The sequence below is a fragment of the Plantactinospora sp. WMMB782 genome (assembly GCF_049179135.1).
Classification (GTDB): Bacteria; Actinomycetota; Actinomycetes; order Mycobacteriales; family Micromonosporaceae; genus Plantactinospora.
On the sequence record NZ_JBMHMC010000007.1, the window covers coordinates 4,932,144 to 4,952,223 of the forward strand.

At 72.5% G+C, this 20,080-nt stretch carries 20 protein-coding genes and 1 pseudogene; 13 read left to right on the top strand and 8 right to left on the bottom strand.

All coding sequences use genetic code 11. The features are described 5' to 3' along the window. The first annotated feature begins 25 nt into the window (after positions 1-25). Positions 26-1,747 carry a DEAD/DEAH box helicase gene (locus ACN28A_RS24400; protein ID WP_421398414.1) on the top strand — a complete coding sequence of 574 codons (1,722 nt, stop codon included), beginning with the start codon at positions 26-28 and terminating at the stop codon, positions 1,745-1,747. A gap of 84 nt (positions 1,748-1,831) precedes the next feature. Here ACN28A_RS24400 and ACN28A_RS24405 read toward each other — a convergent pair whose 3' ends face one another. Both ACN28A_RS24405 and ACN28A_RS24410 read right to left on the bottom strand, forming a co-directional pair. Further along, complete coding sequence (locus ACN28A_RS24405; protein WP_101371992.1) at positions 1,832-2,065, bottom strand: DUF7455 domain-containing protein; 234 nt, start codon at positions 2,063-2,065, stop codon at positions 1,832-1,834. A 244-nt stretch (positions 2,066-2,309) separates the two neighbouring features. Next, the gene (locus tag ACN28A_RS24410) at positions 2,310-3,953 is read right to left on the bottom strand and encodes an RNA polymerase sigma factor (protein ID WP_421398417.1); all 1,644 of its coding nucleotides are present in this window, start codon (positions 3,951-3,953) and stop codon (positions 2,310-2,312) included. 290 nt (positions 3,954-4,243) lie between these two features. Here ACN28A_RS24410 and ACN28A_RS24415 point away from each other — a divergent pair, with 290 nt between their 5' ends. Beyond that, positions 4,244-5,068, top strand: coding sequence for an inositol monophosphatase family protein (locus ACN28A_RS24415; RefSeq protein ID WP_421398420.1), 825 nt, complete (start codon positions 4,244-4,246; stop codon positions 5,066-5,068). Between the two features lie 7 nt (positions 5,069-5,075). Here ACN28A_RS24415 and ACN28A_RS24420 read toward each other — a convergent pair whose 3' ends face one another. Next, the gene (locus tag ACN28A_RS24420; protein WP_421398422.1) at positions 5,076-5,624 is read right to left on the bottom strand and encodes a LytR C-terminal domain-containing protein; all 549 of its coding nucleotides are present in this window, start codon (positions 5,622-5,624) and stop codon (positions 5,076-5,078) included. 423 nt (positions 5,625-6,047) lie between these two features. Here ACN28A_RS24420 and ACN28A_RS24425 point away from each other — a divergent pair, with 423 nt between their 5' ends. Together ACN28A_RS24425 and ACN28A_RS24430 are read left to right on the top strand one after the other, a co-directional pair. Beyond that, entirely contained in the window at positions 6,048-6,344 is a 297-nt protein-coding gene (locus tag ACN28A_RS24425) for a DUF4193 domain-containing protein (RefSeq protein ID WP_101370510.1), read from the top strand. Between the two features lie 199 nt (positions 6,345-6,543). Beyond that, entirely contained in the window at positions 6,544-7,458 is a 915-nt protein-coding gene (locus ACN28A_RS24430) for a hypothetical protein (protein WP_421398425.1), read from the top strand. Positions 7,459-7,470: 12 nt separating this feature from the next. Here ACN28A_RS24430 and ACN28A_RS24435 read toward each other — a convergent pair whose 3' ends face one another. After that, entirely contained in the window at positions 7,471-7,965 is a 495-nt protein-coding gene (locus ACN28A_RS24435; RefSeq protein WP_421398427.1) for a DUF3093 domain-containing protein, read from the bottom strand. 90 nt (positions 7,966-8,055) lie between these two features. Here ACN28A_RS24435 and dut point away from each other — a divergent pair. From dut to ACN28A_RS24465, 6 genes and pseudogenes are all read left to right on the top strand, one after another. Then, positions 8,056-8,544: pseudogene (dut, locus tag ACN28A_RS24440) on the top strand (dUTP diphosphatase); the annotation flags it as partial. A gap of 307 nt (positions 8,545-8,851) precedes the next feature. Then, on the top strand, positions 8,852-9,592 hold the full coding sequence (locus tag ACN28A_RS24445) for a DUF3710 domain-containing protein (protein ID WP_421398430.1): 741 nt from the start codon (positions 8,852-8,854) through the stop codon (positions 9,590-9,592). Between the two features lie 221 nt (positions 9,593-9,813). Then, positions 9,814-10,194 carry an OB-fold nucleic acid binding domain-containing protein gene (locus ACN28A_RS24450; protein ID WP_278060483.1) on the top strand — a complete coding sequence of 127 codons (381 nt, stop codon included), beginning with the start codon at positions 9,814-9,816 and terminating at the stop codon, positions 10,192-10,194. 43 nt (positions 10,195-10,237) lie between these two features. After that, a complete protein-coding gene (locus tag ACN28A_RS24455; protein WP_421398432.1) occupies positions 10,238-10,939 on the top strand; it encodes a DUF3159 domain-containing protein in 702 nt (233 codons plus the stop codon). 128 nt (positions 10,940-11,067) lie between these two features. Further along, on the top strand, positions 11,068-11,328 hold the full coding sequence (locus ACN28A_RS24460) for a hypothetical protein (protein ID WP_421398434.1): 261 nt from the start codon (positions 11,068-11,070) through the stop codon (positions 11,326-11,328). After that, positions 11,273-11,578, top strand: coding sequence for a hypothetical protein (locus ACN28A_RS24465; RefSeq protein ID WP_421398436.1), 306 nt, complete (start codon positions 11,273-11,275; stop codon positions 11,576-11,578). Before ACN28A_RS24460 ends, ACN28A_RS24465 begins: the two co-directional genes overlap by 56 nt. A 51-nt stretch (positions 11,579-11,629) precedes the next feature. On the opposite strand, the gene ACN28A_RS24470 is transcribed toward ACN28A_RS24465, so the two are convergent. After that, positions 11,630-12,322 (bottom strand): potassium channel family protein, encoded by a 693-nt coding sequence (locus ACN28A_RS24470; RefSeq protein WP_421398439.1) that lies wholly within the window; start codon positions 12,320-12,322, stop codon positions 11,630-11,632. Between the two features lies 1 nt (position 12,323). Beyond that, positions 12,324-12,989 carry a potassium channel family protein gene (locus ACN28A_RS24475; protein ID WP_278060488.1) on the bottom strand — a complete coding sequence of 222 codons (666 nt, stop codon included), beginning with the start codon at positions 12,987-12,989 and terminating at the stop codon, positions 12,324-12,326. Between the two features lie 194 nt (positions 12,990-13,183). Here ACN28A_RS24475 and ACN28A_RS24480 point away from each other — a divergent pair, with 194 nt between their 5' ends. Further along, positions 13,184-15,307: an APC family permease gene (locus tag ACN28A_RS24480; protein WP_421398441.1), complete on the top strand. Its 2,124-nt coding sequence runs from the start codon at positions 13,184-13,186 to the stop codon at positions 15,305-15,307. Further along, positions 15,304-16,740 (top strand): class I SAM-dependent RNA methyltransferase, encoded by a 1,437-nt coding sequence (locus ACN28A_RS24485; protein ID WP_421398443.1) that lies wholly within the window; start codon positions 15,304-15,306, stop codon positions 16,738-16,740. The genes ACN28A_RS24480 and ACN28A_RS24485 overlap by 4 nt, the downstream gene beginning before the upstream one ends. Positions 16,741-16,782: 42 nt before the next feature. Here ACN28A_RS24485 and ACN28A_RS24490 read toward each other — a convergent pair whose 3' ends face one another. Together ACN28A_RS24490 and ACN28A_RS24495 are read right to left on the bottom strand one after the other, a co-directional pair. Continuing rightward, the gene (locus ACN28A_RS24490; protein WP_421398445.1) at positions 16,783-17,460 is read right to left on the bottom strand and encodes an RNA ligase family protein; all 678 of its coding nucleotides are present in this window, start codon (positions 17,458-17,460) and stop codon (positions 16,783-16,785) included. Between the two features lie 22 nt (positions 17,461-17,482). Then, positions 17,483-17,734 carry a hypothetical protein gene (locus ACN28A_RS24495; RefSeq protein ID WP_421398448.1) on the bottom strand — a complete coding sequence of 84 codons (252 nt, stop codon included), beginning with the start codon at positions 17,732-17,734 and terminating at the stop codon, positions 17,483-17,485. A gap of 336 nt (positions 17,735-18,070) precedes the next feature. On the opposite strand from ACN28A_RS24495, the gene dxs reads away from it, so the two are divergent. Continuing rightward, the gene (dxs, locus tag ACN28A_RS24500) at positions 18,071-20,068 is read left to right on the top strand and encodes a 1-deoxy-D-xylulose-5-phosphate synthase (RefSeq protein WP_421398450.1); all 1,998 of its coding nucleotides are present in this window, start codon (positions 18,071-18,073) and stop codon (positions 20,066-20,068) included. Positions 20,069-20,080 lie beyond the last annotated feature (12 nt).

Here is a 20,080-nt window from a genome sequence, read left to right on the forward strand (position 1 = left end):
TGGCCGTCGGAGGGGGAGTGTCCGCGTGGGAGCCCGACTGCCGGTACTCGAATCGTTTCCCGCGCTGCGGTCCTGGCAGCGCAAGGCGTTGGTGGAGTACCTGCGGCGCCGCTCCGAGGACTTCCTGGCCGTCGCCACCCCCGGGGCCGGCAAGACCACCTTCGCGCTGCGGATCGCCGCCGAACTGCTCGCCGACGGCACGGTCGAGGCGGTCACCGTGGTCGCGCCGACCGAGCACCTGAAGACCCAGTGGGCGGTCGCGGCGGCCCGGGTCGGCATCCAGCTCGACGCGGCGTTCCGCAACGCCGACCTGCACTCCTCGGCTGACTTCCACGGCGCGGTCGTCACCTACGCGCAGGTCGGGATCGCCCCGCAGGTGCACCGCCGCCGGACGATGACCCGGCGGACCCTGGTGATCCTGGACGAGATCCACCACGCCGGCGACTCCCGGTCCTGGGGGGACGGGGTCAAGGCCGCCTTCGAGCCGGCCGTACGCCGGCTGATGCTGACCGGTACGCCGTTCCGCTCCGACGAGAACCCGATCCCGTTCGTCAGCTACGAGCGGGGCCCCGACGGCCTGCAACGCTCCCGGGCGGACTCGGTGTACGGCTACTCCGACGCACTCGCCGACGGCGTCGTCCGCCCGGTGATCTTCCTGGCGTACTCGGGGGAGACCCGGTGGCGGACGAGTGCCGGGGACGAGTTGGCGGCCCGGCTGGGTGAGCCGATGACCCAGGACCTGATCGCCCAGGCGTGGCGTACCGCGCTGGACCCGGCCGGGGACTGGATGCCGCAGGTGTTGCGGGCCGCCGACGCCCGGTTGCAGGTGCTCCGGGCCGGTGGGGTCTCGGACGCCGCCGGTCTGGTGATCGCCACCGACCAGCAGGCGGCCCGGTCGTACGCCCGGCTGATCGAACGGATCACCGGGGAGCGGGCGGTGGTGGTGCTCTCGGACGACCAGGGGGCCTCGGACCGGATCGCCGCGTTCACCGTCTCCGAGCAACGCTGGATGGTCGCGGTGCGGATGGTCTCCGAAGGGGTCGACATCCCGAGGCTGGCCGTCGGCGTCTACGCGACAAGCGCTTCCACCCCGCTCTTCTTCGCCCAGGCGATCGGGCGGTTCGTCCGGGCCCGCCGGCCGGGCGAGACGGCGTCGGTCTTCCTGCCCAGCGTGCCGCACCTGCTCGGGCTGGCCAGCGAGATGGAGGTCGAGCGGGACCACGTGCTCGGCGGGCCGAAGCACGGTGACGGGCTCGACGACGACCTGCTGGAACGGGCGCAGCGCAACGAGCAGGCCAGCGGTGAGCTGGAGAAGCGGTTCGAGGCGCTCTCCGCGACCGCCGAACTCGACCAGGTGATCTTCGACGGGGCGTCCTTCGGCACCGCCGCCCAGGCGGGTACGCCGGAGGAGGAGGAATATCTCGGCCTGCCCGGCCTGCTCACCGCCGACCAGGTCGCGGTGCTGCTGAGCAAGCGCCAGGCCGACCAGTTGGCCGCCCAGCGTCGCCGGAAGACCGCCGAGCCGGTGCCGGCGCCCCGGCCGGAGAGCCGGCCGATGAGCGCGGCGGAACGGCGGGTCAGCCTGCGCCGCCAGCTCAACGCGCTGGTCGCGGCGCACCACCACCGGACCGGACTGCCGCACGGCAAGATCCATGCCGAGCTGCGCCGCCGCTGCGGCGGCCCGCCGAGCGCCCAGGCCACGATCGAGCAGCTCGAGGAGCGGATCGCCACCGTCCAGACGCTCTGACCGGGAAATCCCGCCTGTCGGGGTTGAGATAGACGACCGGAGGCGCCCCTTCGGGCACCTCCGGTCAGTTATGTCCTGGTTGGGTCAGTTCGCCATCAAATCGGCGCCACGCCAGCTGAATTCCGGGTCAACCGCGTACCGAACCGTGATCTTCACGAGATCCTCGGCGTACTTGTTCGCGTGATGTCCACAGAACACCAGCTCGCTCCCACCCGCGAGGGTGATCCGGAGCTTGCCGGCAGCGTTACAGCGGTCGCACCGTTCATCGGCGGCTGGGGGAGCCACCGTCTCGGGCGGCGGCGTGAGGGTCGGGGTCATCGCCTTCCTCCTGCGGTCGTCACCGATGAACACTCTCGTCGTTCATTGCTCACCTATCGTGCAACACCCTTGTGGGGTCTGCCCTTCCCAGTGTGCCCCCGGGGGACCGATGTCACACGTGGTAGAGACAGTGTGCCGTGCTACCAGGGTGCCACGTCAACGATCACAAGTGGGGAACCAACCGATCACCACCGCCCGATGTACGTGTGGTGATCAGATGGACACGACTGGTTGACTTTTGGGGTCAGTCAAGATAATCGCGCAACACCTGCGAACGGGACGGGTGGCGCAGCTTCGACATCGTCTTGGACTCGATCTGCCGGATCCGCTCCCGGGTCACGCCGTACACCTGACCGATCTCGTCCAGGGTACGCGGCTGCCCGTCGGTCAGCCCGAAACGCAGCCGCACCACGCCGGCCTCCCGCTCGGAGAGGGTCTGGAGCACCTGCTGGAGCTGGTCCTGGAGCAGCGAGAAGGAGACCGCGTCGACCGCGACGACCGCCTCGGAGTCCTCGATGAAGTCGCCGAGCTGGCTGTCTCCCTCGTCACCGATGGTCTGGTCGAGCGAGATCGGCTCCCGGGCGTACTGCTGGATCTCCAGCACCTTTTCGGGTGTGATGTCCATCTCCTTCGCCAGCTCCTCCGGGGTGGGCTCGCGGCCCAGGTCCTGGAGCAGCTCGCGCTGGATCCGGCCCAGCTTGTTGATCACTTCGACCATGTGCACCGGGATGCGGATGGTGCGGGCCTGGTCGGCCATGGCCCGGGTGATCGCCTGCCGGATCCACCAGGTGGCGTAGGTGGAGAACTTGTAGCCCTTGGTGTAGTCGAACTTCTCGACGGCGCGGATCAGGCCGAGGTTGCCCTCCTGGATCAGGTCGAGGAAGGCCATCCCCCGCCCGGTGTACCGCTTGGCCAGCGACACCACCAGCCGCAGGTTCGCCTCCAGCAGGTGGTTCTTGGCCCGCTCCCCGTCCCGGGAGATCCACATCAGGTCGCGCTGCATCTCCCGGACGAGCTTCTCCTCGCCCTCCTCGGCGGCCCGCAGTCGCTCGGCGGCGTAGAGCCCGGCCTCGATCCGCTTGGCCAGCTCCACCTCCTGCTCGGCGTTGAGCAGCGGGACCTTGCCGATCTGCTTGAGGTAGGCCCGGACCGAGTCCGCCGAGGCGGTCAGCTCGGCATCCCGGCGCGCCTGCTTGAGCGCCTCGGACTCCTCGTCGTCCCACTCGAAGTCGTTGTCGGTCGCGGCGTCAGCGGCGTCCGCCTCGGCGGCCTTGGCCAGCTCCGCCGGCTCCTCGACCACCACGTCCTCGATCTCGGCGGCAAGCTCCTCCGGATCGATCTCCTCGCCCGGGCTGTCCGGCTCGCCGGCCTTGGCCGGGGTGGCGCCCTTGGCCGCCTTGGTGGCCTTGGCCGGGCCGGTGCCCGCGGCCCGGCCGGCCTTCGCCGGAGCCTTGGCGGCCGGCTCGGTGGCCTTGGCGGCCGGTTTGCCGGCACCGGCCGGCGACGCGCCGTCGGCCGCCAGCGCCGGCTTGCGGGCCGCCGGCTTGCGGACCGCGCCGGCCGCCTCTTCGGCGGCGGGAGCCTGCTTCGGGGCCGGCTGCGCCGACTTCTTGGTTGCCTTGGCGGTGGTCGCCCGGGACGCGGGAGTCGCGGACCGGGCGGCGGCGACCCGGCGCCGGGTACTCGCCGAGCCGTCGACCACGACGGTGACCCCGGCGTCGGAGAGCGCACGCAGGATCTTCTTGGCCTGGGCCGGAGTCACCTCAGCAGACTCGACCGTACGCGCCAGCTCGGCCGACGTGAGCTGGCCGCCGGCGGTCTGCGCCCGCGCGATCAGGGTGTCGGTGAGCGAGCGTACGTCGGCGCCGGTGTGGCGGGGTTCTGTCACGAATGACCTTCCGGAGGCGATGAGCTGAGCACGGCCGGGATCGGCCGGCGCAGCGCGGTGCGTTGTGTCGGGCCGATGTGGTTGAGGGACCCCCGTGTCCCGGGCCGGCCGGTGCTCGGCGGTCCGTGGCGCGTGGGCAGGCGTGAATTGTAGCGCCGTCTGCGGCGATCATCCCGCGCCGCACGCCGGAGACGTGGTCCGGGGCCACCGACCCGATGCGCGTTTTGACTTTGTAAGGATGATACTCGCGGCCGGGGCGGCACGTCACAGGCGTGCGGGAAGGGGACGTCATGCGTGGTACGGCACCGGCTCCGGAGGAGCTGTTGAAGATCGCGGTCGAGGTGGCCCGGGAGGCCGCGGAGACCGCGTACCGGATGCGTGCCGAGGGAGTGTCCGGAATCGGCACCAAGAGCACCGTGACCGACGTGGTGACCGCGGCCGACCGGGCGGTGGAGCGGCAGGCGGTGGCGACCCTGCGGGCGACCCGGCCCGCCGACGCGGTACTCGGCGAGGAGTACGGCGACGCCGACGGCGCCGGTCCGGCCGGTGACAGCCGCGTACGGTGGATCCTCGACCCGATCGACGGCACCGTGAACTATCTCTACGGGCTGCCGCACTACGCCGTCTCGCTGGCCGCCGAGGTCGACGGGGAGGTGGTCGCCGGGGTGGTCCGGAACGCCGCCACCGGGGACGAGTGGACGGCGGTGCGCGGCGGTGGTGCCCACCGGGACGGCCGGCGGCTGGCCGGCTCGGCCGAGACCGACCTCGGCCAGGCGCTGGTGGCCACCGGGTTCGGCTACGACCCCGCGCGCCGGGAACACCAGGCCGGGGTGCTGCACCGGCTGATTCCGCACGTCCGGGACATCCGTCGGTTCGGCGTCGCCTCGATCGACCTCTGCCTGGCCGCCGAGGGACTTGTCGACGGCTACTACGAGAAGGGCCTTAACCTCTGGGACCACGCGGCCGGCGGGCTGGTCGCCACCGAGGCCGGGCTCCGGGTCGCCGGTCTGGCCGGTGCCGCACCGGGACCGGACCTGGTGATCGCGGCCCCACCGGCGCTGTTCGGCCCGCTGCACGACCACCTGGCCCGGCTCGACGCGGCCGGCGGGCCCTGAGCCGGGGTCAGCGCAGGTTGGGGTCGGCGCAGGTCCGCGGCGGCAGCTGGGTGCTCTCCGGGTCCCGCTGGCTCAGCGCCTGGTTGACCTCGGTGATGGTGGCCAGTTGCTTGAACTCGCCGCCGATGATCACGTCCACCGTGTCGTCCTCGCGCTCGAGCTGGAACTCCGGCTGTGCCTCGTTCAGGAAGTACGCCCTGAGCACCTGGTACGAGCCGACGCCCTTCGGGCCGTACCGCAGGATCGCCACGGCCTCGTCGATGCCCTTCACCTTCTTCGGTGCGTCGCCGGCCTTGAGCACCTTGAACTGCCGGTTCTGGAAGTCGGTCTTCAACGTGTTGGCCTGGCCGACGACGTCGGTCCCGTTGTAGACGTTGATCTTGATGTCCTTCGACTGTCGCAACCGGGTGTCGGCGAGCTTGTCGCCTTCCTGGCAGTCGCTGGCGACCTCCTTGCCGGCCTGGGTGTCGCGGACGAGGGTGATGCCGACGAACACCATGGCGATCACCGCGAGCACGCCGACGACGACGAGGGCCCGGACGCGCGCGAAACTCATCTGCTTGGCTCCTGCGAAGCTGGTTTGTGGAACGACCCCGACCGGCCGGCCACACGGGCCGCCGTGGCTATCGAGTATGCCGGTGCGCCCGGCGGTTGTCCGACCGGGTGCTGAATCCGCCAGATTTGTCGGCGCGGCGACGACGATCGGCCGACCGGTACCCCTATCTTCGTGTCGCCTGAGTCACATTGGGAACAACTCCGCGCGCTCGGACGTACATGCATGCCGCAGGGACGGTATACATGCCTCGCCCGAAGGGGGGTAAGGTACCCCGCTCGCCGGGGCAGTTCCACCCGGCGGCCGCGACCCGGGGCGTGCGCCGGGTCGGGCGACCGGAAGAGAAGGCCGGCCAGCGGGAACCGAAACAGCGTCCTCCGGCGTTACAACCGGAAGCGACTATATCGATATGGGAGAGTGAGACCGATGGCCACCGACTACGACGCCCCGCGTCGCGACGAGGTCGACCTCGGCGAGGACAGCCTGGAAGAGCTCAAGGCTCGGCGGGTCGACTCACAGTCGGCCGCCGTGGACGTCGACGAGGCCGAGGTCGCCGAGAGCTTCGAGCTGCCCGGTGCCGACCTGGCCGACGAGGAGCTCACCGTCAAGGTGCTGCCGATGCAGTCGGACGAGTTCCGCTGCGCGCGCTGCTTCCTGGTGCACCACCGCAGCCAGCTCGCGGTGGAGCGCAACGGTGACCTCATCTGCCGTGAGTGCGCCTGACAGCCCGCTGACGACAGCGGCGTTTCCGGGCGGGGAAGCCGGTCCGGCGGGTACGGGGTGAAGCTGCCGGGACGGGGGGAGCGGCGGCCTCCACGCACCGGAGGTCGCCGCAGGTGATTCGACATGCGGGGTTGGCGGGTAACTGCTTGACTCGAGGCGCGTGCTGGCACGCCCATCCGAGGACACGCGCTGGGAGGTCATGATGAGCCGCTCCGACCGGGCGCCCGACGCGTTCTCGCCGGTACCCGCCGACCAGCCTGCGCCGGGACGGGCCGATGCGCCGTCACCGGTACCGGCCGACCCGCCCGCGCCCGTCGGCGGGGACGACCCGGCGGCCGACACGTCGGCCCGGGAACTCGCGCTCCGCGACGACCAACCGGGTGCGGACGAGGAGCTGAGTGCGACGGTCGCCGCGCTCACCGCCGACGAACTCAACCAGAACCGGCGGCGCCGCCTGCTCGGCCGGCTGGTCAACCAGGTGCGGGTCGCCCGGCCCGGCAACCTGTTCAAGCCGAGGGCGGCGCTGCGCTGGCTCACCGACACGGTGGCGGAGATCGCGCCGCACATCCCGGTACGGGACCGGGAGACGCTGCGCCGGCACTTCGACGGGCTCGACGGGGACGCCCTGGCCGAGCGACTGGTCCGCAACGCCGTGCGGGCCACCGCCGGGATCGGCGCGGCCGGTGGCGGGGTGGCGGCGGTGGAGTGGGTGGTCACCCCGACCCTGCTCTCGGCACCGGTACTGCTCACCGCCGAGACCGTCGCCGTGGTCGCCATCGAGCTGAAGCTGATCGGTGAGCTGCACGAGGCGTACGGGGTGCGGCTGCCCGGCGGCAGCAGCCAGCGTGCGGCGACCCTGGTCCGTTCCTGGGCGGCCCAGCGCGGAGTCAACCCGTTGCTGCCCGGGGTGGGGGTCGGGGCGGTGCTCGGCACGGCGGCCCGCAAGGAGCTGCGGGACCGGCTGCTGCGGCGGTTCGGCCGCAACCTGACCACACTCGGACCGTTCCTGACCGGCGCGGCCGTGGCCGGCTTCCTCAACGGCCGGGCCACCCGGGGACTCGGCGACCGGGTCCGGGAAGATCTCCGCCAGGGGCCCAAGGCCCTCGACGGCTGACCGGACCGGCTGTCAGTTCGGGGCGCGGGCGGCGAGGATCGCCTCGGCCAGGCGTACCGGGTGGCGGGTGCTGACCACCCAGTAGGGCGTCGGGTCGGCCGGGTCGGCCAGGACCACCTGCACCGCTCCCGGCACCCACGGCCGCTGCACCACGAAGGCCAGCGGGTCGGCACCGACCCCGAGCACCTCGCGCCGGCCCCCGGCGTCCAGCGGGATCGCGTCGGCGACGAACCGCACCGGCAGCCGGGCGTCGTCGACCAGGAGTTCGCCGTCGCGTACGGCGAGCCGGATCCGGCCCAGCCAGCCGAGACCGACGGCGGCCAGCGGCAACAGCACCACGAACGGCAGCCAGGCGCGTACCCCGGTGGAGCCGAGCCAGAGTTCGGTGGCCAGCAACCCGGCGACGCCGAACCCGGCCAGCCAGAGCCACCAGGGCAGGGTCAGCCGCTCGGCGTACCCGGACCGGGCCGGCACGACGGCGGAGGGCTCGGAACTTGTCGGGGCCACGCTGGAAGGGTACGGCCCGGCGCGGCCGGTCGACCCGGCAGGATGGGGGCAGCACCGGTGGACCGACGAACCTGACAGGAGAGTGAGCGCGTGACGCAGCCTGTGCCCGTACCCGTCCGGCGACTCGACCCCGACCTGCCGTTGCCGGCGTACGCCCATCCCGGCGACGCCGGGGCCGACCTGGTCGCCGCCGAGGAGGTGGAGATCCCGCCGGGCCGGTGGCGGCTGGTCCGCACCGGTGTCGCGCTCGCCCTGCCATCCGGGTACGTCGGCCTCGTCCACCCCCGGTCGGGCCTGGCGGCCCGGCTCGGCGTGACGGTGCTGAACGCGCCCGGTACGGTCGACTCCGGTTACCGGGGCGAGATCCTGGTCAACCTGGTGAACCACGACCGGGACCGCCCGGCGAAGATCTCCCGGGGCGACCGGATCGCGCAGCTCGTGGTGCAGCGGGTGGAGCGGGCGGAGTTCCTGCCCGTCGACGAGCTGCCCGACTCCGTCCGGGGTACGGGCGGGCACGGCTCGACCGGCGGGCACGCCGGCCTGGCCACATCACGCGTGCCACCCGCCTCGCGCGTGCCACACCAGCCGGCCGAGCCGATGCCGCCGGTCGAGTCGGCCGAGCCGATGGCGTTGGACGGGGCGGCCGAGCCCATGCCGCTGGTCGGGCCGGCCGAGCCTGTGCGACCGGCCGAGCGGGTCGGACCGGTCGGGTCGGCGGGGCTCGTCGGGCCGGTCGACGGGAGCGCGCGGGCGGTGGAGGAGGCGGGTGGCCGGTGAACGGCCGGAAAGTGGAGCCCGGGTCGGCCGGCACCGTGGGCCGTGGCCGACAATGCGAGTGAGATCCGCCCATCCGACAGCCGGAAACGGAAGGTAGCAGGTAAGCAAGATGATCTTCTCCCGAGGACGCGGCGGGCGCCACTCCCGCGACGAGCGCTCCGGTCGGCAGTCGGCCGACACCCAGGACCTCGCCGCCGCGACCGAGCCCGAGGGGCCCGGCCACGGGCCGTACGACATCCACGACGCGCCCTCGGGCGTCCAGCGGCTCGACCTGGGCAGCCTGCACATCCCCGCCGTGCCGGACGTGGAGGTGCGCGTCCAGGCCAACCCGGACGGCGTGATCCAGCAGGTCGTACTCGTGCACGGCGAGAGCGCGCTCCAGCTGGGGGTGTTCGCGGCGCCGCGTACCGACGACATCTGGCCGGAGTGGCGGGAGGAGATCCGTACCTCGCTGGCGGCCGACGGGGTGACGGCCGAGGAGGTGACCGGCGAGCACGGCACCGAGCTGCGGGCCCGGGTCCGTACTCCGGACGGTGGCCTCGCCGACCTGCGGTTCGTCGGTGTGGACGGGCCGCGCTGGATGATCCAGGGCGTCTTCCAGGGACGGGCCGCCAGCGACCCGGCCGCGGCCGGACCGCTTACCGAGTGCCTGAACGGGCTGGTGGTCGACCGGGGCCAGGAGGCCAAGCCGGTCCGCGAGCCGCTGCCGCTGCGGCTGCCCCGGGATGCGGCCGCGCCGCAGCCGGACGGCGGCCAGCCCGGCACCGCGGTCAACGGGGTCAACGGGGCGGTCTCCGGCCAGCAGCATCCGCGGCACGCCGAGCCGCGACCCCGCCGCGACGGCTCCTGACCTCCCACCCAGCGCCGCCCGCCACCCACACCCGCCGCCCGCCGCCCGCCACCCGCTGGCGCCCGCCCACCGCCCGCCGCCGCCCGCTTGCCGTCGGCCGCTGGCCGCTGCCCGCCAGGCGGTGTGCGGTGTCGCGACGGCGTACGCTTGCGGGACGGCGCGCCGCCAGTCGTGTCGGGTACGTGCCGGGGACAGCGCCTCGAGGAGGGTGACACCGGGAGATGGCCACCGACCAGGGCCGGGTCTCGTGGCGGGGTTTCCTGCAACGGCTGACCGCGAGCGAGGCCGAGATCGAGGCCGAGGAACTGCTCCGGGAGAGCGCGGAGTGCGGCAGCACCCCGGCCAGGCAGTGCAGCCGGGGACAGGTGGTGTCGGTCTCGGGCCGGCTCCGAACCGTCGTCTACACCCCCCGGACGAACCTGCCCACCCTGGAGGCGGACCTCTACGACGGCAGCGACGTGGTGACCCTGGTCTGGCTGGGCCGCCGGCACATTGCCGGAATCGAGCCGGGCCGGCAATTGACCGCGCGCGGTCGCATGGCGGTACGCGATGACCGTAAAGTCATCTACAACCCGTACTACGAGCTGGAGTCGCCGCGGTGAGCACGGACGGCGGCGGCACCGGACGCGACCGGAAGATACCCAGATGACCGCTGGACAGCCCCGCACCGACAGCACGGGCAGCGACCCGACCGCCGGCCGGAAACCGGAGGAGGAGGAGCCGCTTCCCAGCCTGACCGAGCAGATGGCCGAGCAGCTCGGCGGCTGGCGGGGAATGGTCGAGTCCAGCGTCCCCGTGGTCGTCTTCGTCGCGGTCAACATCATCACCGAGCTGCGTCCGGCGGTGATCGCCTCGGTGGCGGTCGCGGTGCTGATCGCGGCCGTCCGGCTCTTCCAGCGACGCCCGGTACGGCATGCCGTCAACGGCCTGGTCGGGATCGGCATCGGCGCGATGATCGCCTGGCGTACCGGTGACGAGCGCGATTTCTACCTGCCCGGCATCCTCTACGGCATCGTCTACGGGCTGGTGCTGCTCGGCTCGGCGGTGATCCGGCAGCCGCTCGTCGGCTGGATCTGGTCGATCATCGCCGCCGGTGGCCGGTCGGAGTGGCGGCAGGATCCCCGACTGGTCCGCACCTTCACCCGGCTCACCGTGCTCTGGGGCGTGGTGTGGCTGGCCAAGGTGGGTGTGCAGGCCGGGCTCTACCTGGCCGACAAGGACACCGCGCTCGGCATCGCCCGGCTGCTGCTCGGCTATCCGCCGTACGCGCTGCTGCTGGTGATCACCATCTGGGCGGTCCGACGGGTGAACCGGGTGCCGAGCGTACCGACCCCGCTCGGCGGCTGACCGCGCGTCGCCCGAAGTCATGCGGGACGGCGGACAGCCGAAGTCGATCGCATCGAACGCGCCGGACCCAGACGGTCTGACCGTGTTCCCGATCAATGCCGAGGGCGTTCTTGGTGAGCCCTCGTTCCATGACGGGGGGTGGCGGCTCTCCTTTCTACATCGCCTTCCTGAACGGCCGTCCGGACACCTTCGTCGTCGGATACGCCGTCGGCGACGGGATTGCCATCGGCAAGATCGACGCAGCCGGGGTGATCACCGTCGGCCCGCTCGTACAGATCGACACGAGTGCGGGCCGCCCCTCCGAACTGTGCTGGCTGTCCGTCTCACCGGACGGTGTTCGCCACCAACTTCGGCTACAGCAACCTGAGCAGCTTCCAACTCGACGGTGACAAGCCCGTCGTCGCGAAGGACCCGGCCTGCCCGAGGGTCCCCGGAGATGGCAACTTCCGGGCGCTCAACGGCACCGTCAGCAGCGGCCCGAGCGACAACTGGATGTCGTCCGACGGCGCCTACCTCTACCAGATCTACGGAAACGCGGCGAGCCTGGTGGGCTACGCGGTCCAGCCGGATGGTTCGCTCGACGAGGTCACCAGGGTCGGCATCCCCTACAACAGCCCGCAGGGCCTGGCCGGCGTCTGATTCCTGGCCGGCACCCGGCCGGGATTCAGACGGTTGGTGTCGAGAGACCTACTAGACGCTGCCGCCCCGGGTCCGTTCGACGCTGTCCGGGCCGAGGACCACCTTGCGGACCTCGTCCTCGACCTCGGCCGTGCAGACGAAGATCAGCTCGTCACCGGCCTCCAGCGGATCGTCCGGGCTCGGCACCAGCACCCGCTTGCCGCGCAGGATCGCGGTCAGCGCCGAGTCGCGGGGCAGCGGCACGGAGTGGATCGGGTGTCCGACGTACGGGGCGGTCGGCGGCAGGGTGATCTCGACCAGGTTCGCCTCGCCCTGCCGGAACGTCATCAGCCGCACCAGGTCGCCGACGGTCACCGCCTCCTCGACCAGGGCCGCCATCACCCGCGGCTTGCTGACCGCCACGTCGACGCCCCACTGGTCGGTGAAGAGCCACTCGTTCTCGGCCCGGTTGACCCGGGCGACCACCCGGGCCACGGCGAACTCCGTCTTGGCCAGCAGCGAGACCACCAGGTTGACCTTGTCGTCGCCGGTGGCGGCCACCACCACGTCACAACTGGCCAGGTCGGCCTCTTCCAGGCTGGTCAGCTCGCAGGCGTCGGCGAGCACCCACTCGGCCGCAGGTACGCGTTCCGGGCGGAGCATCTTCGGCTTCCGCTCGATGAGCATCACCTGGTGCCCGTTCTCGATCAGTTCCTGGGCGATGGAGCGCCCGACGTTGCCGGCTCCGGCGATGGCGACCCGCATCTCAGCGCCCTCCTTCCGGCGGTGAGCCGGCCACCGTCGTCACCTGGTCGGCGATGTCGTCGGTGACCAGCATCGAGACCTGGTCGCCCTCCTGGAGCACGCTCGACGCGGTGGGCAGGGCGGCGATCCCGAACCGGGTCAGATAGCCGACCCGGGCGCCGGTCGCCTCCTCCAGCCCGCGGATCGGCCGGCCGATCCAGTGGTCGTGCACCGGCACCTCGATGATCGACACGGTGCTGGTCGGATCGCGGAAGATCTCCACGTGCCCCTCCGGCACCAGGTGCCGGACGATCCGGTCGGCGGTCCACCGGACGGTGGCCACGGTCGGGATGCCGAGCCGCTCGTAGACCTGGGCGCGCTTGGAGTCGTAGATCCGGGCCACCACCCGGGAGACGCCGTACGTCTCGCGGGCCAGCCTGGCCGAGATGATGTTCGAGTTGTCGCCGCTGGAGACGGCGGCGAAGCCGTCCGCCCGCTCGACACCGGCCTGCCGGAGCACCTCGGCGTCGAACCCGGCGCCGGTGACGGTGATCCCGCCGAAGTCCGGGCCGAGCCGGCGGAACGCGTCCGCGTCCTGGTCGATGACGGCCACCGAGTGGCCGCGCGACTCCAGGTTGTGCGCCAGGGTCGAACCGACCCGGCCACAGCCCATGATCACGACGTGCAAGGTACGTCCTCCCGGGACACCGCGGGACCGAACCCGACCGGCGGGGTGATGTCACCATGAGCGTAGCCATTCGGCTCCCCGTCCGTGCCGCCCGACCTCCCCGGCGCGGCCGGCGGAGCGCGGTCCCACCGGCACCGTCGAAGATCGCCGCACCGGGCGTCCGGGCGAATCCGGCGGCCGTACGCTTAGCGGTTGTGGCCAGTCCCACCTCGCTAGTGAAGCGCCTGCTGCTGGGTCGACCGTTCCGGTCGGACAAGTTGCAGCACACGCTGCTGCCGAAGCGCATCGCACTGCCGGTCTTCGCCTCCGACGCGCTCTCCAGCGTGGCGTACGCCCCGGACGAGATCCTGCTGACGCTCTCCATCGCCGGCGCGTCGGCGTACGTCTTCTCGCCCTGGGTCGCGCTCGCCGTCGTGGTGGTGATGCTCACCGTGGTCGCGAGCTACCGGCAGAACGTGCACGCCTATCCGTCCGGCGGCGGCGACTACGAGGTGGCCACGGTCAACCTCGGGCCGAAGTTCGGTGTCGGGGTGGCCAGCGCGCTGCTCGTCGACTACGTGCTCACCGTCGCCGTCTCGGTCTCCTCCGGGGTGGCCAACCTCGGCTCGGTGCTGCCGTTCGTCGCCGAGCACCGGGTCGGGGTCGCGGTGACCGCGGTGGCCCTGCTGACCGCGATCAACCTGCGCGGGTTGCGGGAGTCCGGCACGGCGTTCGCGATCCCGACCTACGGCTTCATGATCGTCATCATCGGGATGATCCTCACCGGACTGGTCCGGATCTTCGTACTCGGCCACGACCTCCGGGCGCCGAGCGCCGAGTTGGTGGTCAGCGCCGAGCACGCCGACCTGACCGCCTTCGCGATGGCCTTCCTGCTGCTGCGGGCCTTCTCCTCCGGCTGCGCCGCGCTGACCGGGGTGGAGGCGATCTCCAACGGCGTACCCGCGTTCAAGCCGCCGAAGAGCCGCAACGCCGCGACCACGCTGCTGATGCTCGGCTCGGTGGCGATCATCATGATCATGGGGATCATCTGGCTCTCCCGGCTGACCGGCCTGCAGTTCATGGAGAACCCGGCCCGGCAGCTCGCGGACGGCCCGGTCGGGTACGTGCAGAAGACCGTCACGGTGCAGCTCGGCGAGGCGATCTTCGGTGGCGGGGTACTCCTCTTCGTGGTGGCCGGCGCGACCGCTCTGATCCTCTTCCTGGCCGCCAACACCGCCTTCAACGGCTTCCCGGTGCTCGGCTCGATCCTGGCCCAGGACCGCTACCTGCCCCGGCAGTTGCACACCCGGGGCGACCGGCTGGCCTTCTCCAACGGCATCGTCTTCCTGGCGCTCACCGCGATCCTGCTGATCGTCTCTTTCCAGGCGGAGGTGACCCGGCTGATCCAGCTCTACATCGTCGGCGTCTTCGTCTCGTTCACGCTCTCCCAGGCCGGGATGATCCGGCACTGGAACCGGTTGCTGCGTACCGAGCGGGATCCGGTGGTGCGGCGCAGGATGGTCAGGTCCCGGGCCATCAACACCTTCGGGATGGGGCTGACCGGGGCGGTGCTGGTGGTCGTCCTGGTCACCAAGTTCCTGCTCGGCGCCTGGATCGCCATCGCCGCGATGGCGGTGATCTACGCCATGATGCTCGGCATCCGCCGGCACTACGACCGGGTCGCCGCCGAGCTGACCCCGGCCGAGGGCCGCCCGGTGCTGCCGGCCCGCAACCACGCCATCGTGCTGGTCAGCAAGGTGCACCAGCCGACCCTGCGGGCGGTCGCCTATGCCCTGGCGACCCGGCCGGACACCCTGACCGCGCTGACCGTGAACGTCGACGAGGCGGACACCCGGGCGGTGCAGGCGGAGTGGGAACGGCACGGGGTCACCGTCCCGCTGACCGTGATCGACTCACCGTACCGGGAGATCACCCGGCCGATCCTCGACTTCGTCGCGTCGGCCCGCCGGGAGTCGCCGCGCGACGTGGTCACGGTCTTCATCCCGGAGTACGTCGTCGGGCACTGGTGGGAGAACCTGCTGCACAACCAGAGCGCACTGCGGATCAAGGGACGGCTGCTCTTCGAACCCGGGGTGATGGTGACAAGCGTGCCGTGGCAGCTCGCCTCCACCGCCCGGAAGAACCTGGACCGGTTCGACGCCACCCTCAACCGTGGACCGGCCCGGGGACCGCGCGGCGGCGCCCCGGTCGGCGGCCTGTTCGGGCCGCCCCCACCGTCGAACACCGCGGCCGCCGCAGCCCCGCCACCACCGCTGGCCGGTACCGACCTCGAGGAGCCGCCGCCCGCCCCCGGGCGGGACGCGGCCGGTCCGCGATGAGCGCGGGGGAGCGGGTCCGGGCGGCGTCGAGCGGTCCGGGTGCGGGGTCGACCGGTCCGGGCGAGGCGGAGCGGGTCGAGCTGACCGTCGGGCCGGTGGCACACGGCGGGCACTGCGTGGCCCGGCTGGACGGGCAGGTGGTCTTCGTCCGGCACGCGCTGCCGGGGGAGCGGGTGGTCGCCGAGATCACCGAGGTACGCCGGGACTTCCTGCGGGCGGACGCGGTGACCGTACTCGACGCCTCGCCGGACCGGGTCGTCCCGCCCTGCCCGTGGGCGGGGCCGGACCGGTGCGGCGGCTGCGACCTCCAGCACGTCGCCCCGGCCGCGCAGCGGCACTGGAAGGCCGAGGTGGTCCGCGAGCAGTTGCGCCGGCTGGCCGGCCTGACCCCGGAGCAGGTGGCCGCGTTGGACGTCCGGGTCGACGAGCTGCCCGGCGGGATGCTCGGCTGGCGCTCCCGGGTCCGGTACGCCGTCGACGCCGCCGGCCGGGCCGGGCTGCTCAAGCACCGCTCGCACGAGGTGGTCCCGATCGACAGGTGCCGGATCGCCCGCCCGGCCCTCCAGGAACTGCCGGTACTCGCCGCCAGCGGTCGCCGCTGGCCCGACGTCGACGTCGTGGAGGTGATCGCCTCCTCGGCCGGCGACGTGACGGTACGCGGCCGGCGCGCCGCCGACCCGCCCGCCGGTGGCGACCTCGGCGACGCGGCCGTGCCCCCGGCCGGCGGCCCGACGGGCGGCGGGCCCGACCGGGAGGCTGACGGCCCGACGGGCGGCGGTGGTGTGCCGGGGCAGGGCAGTGCCGACCCCGTGCATGGTGGCTCGGCGGATGGCGGCACCGACCAGGTGGGTGGTCCGGAGCGGGTCCGGGAGGTGGCGGTCGGCCGGACCTGGCGGCTGCCGCCGGAGGCGTTCTGGCAGGTACATCCGGCAGCGGCGGAGACCCTGGCGGCGGCCGTGGTGGACCTGCTGGCGCCCCGGCCCGGCGAGTCCGCCTGGGACCTGTACGGCGGTGCCGGACTGTTCGCGGCGGCGCTGGCGGACCGGGTCGGCCCGGCCGGCCGGATCACCCTGGTCGAGTCGGCCGGGCCGGCGGTCGAGGCCGCCCGGGACAACCTGCGCGACCTGCCCTCGGTCGAGGTGGTCCGGGCCTCGGTGGGGCCGGCGCTGCGCCGCCGCCGGATCGTCGGGCCGGTCGACCTGGTGGTGCTGGACCCGCCGCGCGCCGGTGCCGGCGCCGAGGTGGTCCGGGCGGTCGCCGCGGCCACCAGCCGGGCGGTGGCCTACGTGGCCTGCGACCCGGCGGCGTTCGCCCGGGACGCCCGCACCTTCCGCCAGGCGGGCTGGCGGCTCGCCACGCTGCGCGGGTACGACCTGTTCCCGATGACCCAGCACGTCGAACTGGTGGCACTGCTGCTGCCGGACGGGGACTGAACCGGGGCCCGCCGCCGGACCCGCCGGCCACCCGGATGGCGCTCAGCGGCCCGTACGGCGACGCTTCAGGGTCCGCTCGTTGTCCTGGAACCTCGCCTTGGCGATCACCGACCGGGTCTCCGTGCGCAGCACGATGCCCTCGGCCCGGCCCGGCGTACCGTCCAGCGCCACCGTCGTCGCCGGCAGGTAGTCGCCGAGCGGCCGGTGAATCTTCTCCAGGTCGGTAGGCAGCTCCGCCGCCTCCAGCACGTCCAGCCGGGGCACCGTCGACAGCCCGGCGGCCTCGGCCCGGGCCAGCAGTTCGGCCTCGGCGACGAACGGCTGGCCGGCCGACTCACGCCAGCGCGAGATCCGCTCCGCCGGCCACTCCAGCAGCTCGGCGTAGTCCGACAGCACCAGCACGTCGAAGAGCCGGGCGCCGACCGCCCGGGAGCCGGTGTAGTGCTTCGACGCGGCGGTCACCCTGCCGCCGTAGACCTCCAGGTGGTGCACCACGACGGCGTCCCCGTCGACCGGGGGCAGCCGGTCGGCGATCGGGCGGAGCGCGTCGACGATGCCGAGCGCGGGATTGCCGATCAGGTCACCCCGGGCGTAGAGCAGCTCCTCGCGGCTGCCGATCAGGTAACTGCGGTCCGGCAGCGAGACGATCCGGCGTGATCTGCCTTCCGGCCCTCGTCGGTGGTTCCGGCAACTCTGCGGGACCACCGGCCGGGCGGGCAACGGGGATTCGGCGGTGCGACTGTCAGGGAGTGGCCTGTAGGGCGGACCGGGGCGCCGTGGGGACCGCCTCCGTATCCCGGCGGGCGGCTCGGGCGGCAGCCCGGTCGCGGAGCCGGATCCAGGCGACGACAAGCGCGATCAGCGGCAGCAACGGCAGGGCGACCAGCAGCACGATGCCGACGGCGAGGAACTGGCCGACGGCGTACCGGCCGGATGTCGGGGTGGTTCGGGCGCGACCGGTGGACCGGTCGGGGCGGGAGCCAGCAGGCGACATGTCGCAACCTTCGAGGAGGGTGGGTTACCGGCAATGCTACGGCCCTTGGCGGCATCTGCCCGATTTTTCGTTCGTTTGGCGGACCACCGCCCCACCACTCGCGGTGCGGGGTCGTCGACTGTCCGCGACCGTCCACCGTCCGGTCAACGGGACTCTGATGATCGGTGGCGGGTGTCGTCCTCGATCTCCACCCGGATCCGGTGGCCCTGCTTCGGCGGCCCGGCTGCGCGTCCGGCCCGCCCCGATAGACTCTGCGGCTATGAGCCTGTGTAGGGAGCGAATCAGCCAGCCCACCGCCGTGCGGCCCGATACCCCTGCCGAGCGCGAGGTGACGGCATGACCGCGGCGGAGTCGGAGACGTCGAACGGACGACGGCTGCTGGGTGCGGTCCGGGGACCGCAGGACGTCAAGCGGATGTCCGCCGAGGACCTGACCCTGCTCGCCGCCGAGATCCGGGACTTCCTGGTCGCGAAGGTCTCCCGGACCGGTGGGCACCTCGGCCCGAACCTCGGAGTCGTCGAGCTGACCCTCGCCATGCACCGGGTCTTCGACTCGCCCCGGGACCGCTTCCTGTTCGACACCGGCCACCAGGCGTACGTGCACAAGATGCTCACCGGCCGGCAGGACGGCTTCGACCAGCTCAAGCAGCGCGGCGGCCTCTCCGGTTACCCGAGCCGGGCCGAGAGCGAGCACGACATCATCGAGAACTCGCACGCCTCGACCGCACTCTCCTACGCGGACGGACTGGCCAAGGCGTACGCGCTGCGCGGCGAGTCGCGCAACGTCGTGGCGGTGGTCGGCGACGGGGCGTTGACCGGCGGCATGTGCTGGGAGGCGCTCAACAACATCGCCGCCGCCCGCAACCCGCTGGTCATCGTGGTCAACGACAACGGCCGGTCGTACGCACCGACGATCGGCGGCCTGGCCGACCACCTGGCGACGCTGCGGCTCAACCCCGGCTACGAGAAGGTGCTGGACACCGTCAAGGAGGCGCTCGGCTCCACGCCGCTGGTCGGCAAGCCGATGTACGAGGTGCTGCACGCGGTCAAGAAGGGCATCAAGGACGCGGTCGCGCCGCAGGCGATGTTCGAGGACCTCGGCATCAAGTACTTCGGCCCGGTCGACGGGCACGACGTGGCGGCGATGGAGTCCGCGCTGCGCCGGGCCAAGGGCTTCGGCGGGCCGGTGATAGTGCACGCGGTGACCCGCAAGGGGCTGGGCTACCGGCCGGCCGAGGAGGACGACGCCGACTGCCTGCACAGCCCGAGCGCCTTCGACGTGGAGACCGGCAAGATGCTGGCCGCGTCCTCGGTGAAGTGGACGCAGGTCTTCGCCGACGAGTTGGTCGCGATCGCCGACGAGCGGCCGGACGTGGTGGGGATCACCGCCGCGATGGCCGAGCCGACCGGCATCGCCACGATGGCCGGCAAGTACCCGGAGCGGGTCTACGACGTCGGCATCGCCGAACAGCACGCCGCCACCTCGGCCGCCGGCCTGGCGATGGGCGGCCTGCACCCGGTGGTCGCGGTCTACGCGACCTTCCTCAACCGCGCCTTCGACCAGGTGCTGCTCGACGTCGCCATGCACAGGCTGCCGGTGACGTTCGTGCTGGACCGGGCCGGGATCACCGGTCCGGACGGGCCGAGCCACTACGGCATCTGGGACATGTCCGTCTTCGGAGTGGTGCCGGGGCTGCGCATCGCCGCCCCCCGGGACGCCGCGACCCTGCGCGCCGAGCTGCGCGAGGCGGTCGCCGTCGAGGACGGGCCGACCATCCTGCGCTTCCCGACCGGTGCCGTCGTCGCCGACCTGCCGGCACTGCGCCGGGTCACCGCCGCCGACTCGGTGGCAGGTGGGGTGGACGTACTCGCCGAGTCGGCCCGTACCGACGTGCTGCTGGTCGCGGTCGGCGCGTTCGGGCAGCTCGGCGTCGAGGTGGCCGCCCGGGTCGCCGAGCAGGGCTACGGCGTGACGGTGGTCGACCCGCGCTGGGTCCGGCCGGTGCCGAGCGAACTGGTCACCCTGGCCGCCAGCCACCGACTCGTGGTGACCGTCGAGGACGGCGTACGCGCCGGTGGGGTCGGTGACGCCCTGGCCAAGGCGCTGCGGGACGCCGACGTCCGGGTGCCGGTGCGCGACCTCGGGGTACCGCCGGTGTGGCAGCCGCACGGCAGCCGGGCACAGATCCTCGCCGACCTCGGACTGACCGCCCAGGACGTGGCCCGGGACGTCACCGGCTGGGTCTCCCAGCTCGACGACGAGCCGATCGCCCCGGTCCGGGTGGCCACCCCGAACGGCGACCGGGCGGCGAAGGGACGCAACGGCCGGGGCTGACCCGGCACAGTC

What these genes read in the sequence shown, in the direction of transcription:
- ACN28A_RS24485 (WP_421398443.1), top strand. Translation starts at nt 15,304, where the DNA reads ATGAGCGCGGGGGAGCGGGTCCGGGCGGCGTCGAGCGGTCCGGGTGCG.
- ACN28A_RS24495 (WP_421398448.1), bottom strand. Translation starts at nt 17,734, where the DNA reads ATGTCGCCTGCTGGCTCCCGCCCCGACCGGTCCACCGGTCGCGCCCGA.
- ACN28A_RS24445 (WP_421398430.1), top strand. Translation starts at nt 8,852, where the DNA reads ATGATCTTCTCCCGAGGACGCGGCGGGCGCCACTCCCGCGACGAGCGC.
- ACN28A_RS24420 (WP_421398422.1), bottom strand. Translation starts at nt 5,624, where the DNA reads ATGAGTTTCGCGCGCGTCCGGGCCCTCGTCGTCGTCGGCGTGCTCGCG.
- ACN28A_RS24455 (WP_421398432.1), top strand. Translation starts at nt 10,238, where the DNA reads ATGACCGCTGGACAGCCCCGCACCGACAGCACGGGCAGCGACCCGACC.
- ACN28A_RS24415 (WP_421398420.1), top strand. Translation starts at nt 4,244, where the DNA reads ATGCGTGGTACGGCACCGGCTCCGGAGGAGCTGTTGAAGATCGCGGTC.
- ACN28A_RS24430 (WP_421398425.1), top strand. Translation starts at nt 6,544, where the DNA reads ATGATGAGCCGCTCCGACCGGGCGCCCGACGCGTTCTCGCCGGTACCC.
- ACN28A_RS24405 (WP_101371992.1), bottom strand. Translation starts at nt 2,065, where the DNA reads ATGACCCCGACCCTCACGCCGCCGCCCGAGACGGTGGCTCCCCCAGCC.
- ACN28A_RS24425 (WP_101370510.1), top strand. Translation starts at nt 6,048, where the DNA reads ATGGCCACCGACTACGACGCCCCGCGTCGCGACGAGGTCGACCTCGGC.
- dxs (WP_421398450.1), top strand. Translation starts at nt 18,071, where the DNA reads ATGACCGCGGCGGAGTCGGAGACGTCGAACGGACGACGGCTGCTGGGT.
- ACN28A_RS24470 (WP_421398439.1), bottom strand. Translation starts at nt 12,322, where the DNA reads ATGCGGGTCGCCATCGCCGGAGCCGGCAACGTCGGGCGCTCCATCGCC.
- ACN28A_RS24450 (WP_278060483.1), top strand. Translation starts at nt 9,814, where the DNA reads ATGGCCACCGACCAGGGCCGGGTCTCGTGGCGGGGTTTCCTGCAACGG.
- ACN28A_RS24460 (WP_421398434.1), top strand. Translation starts at nt 11,068, where the DNA reads ATGACGGGGGGTGGCGGCTCTCCTTTCTACATCGCCTTCCTGAACGGC.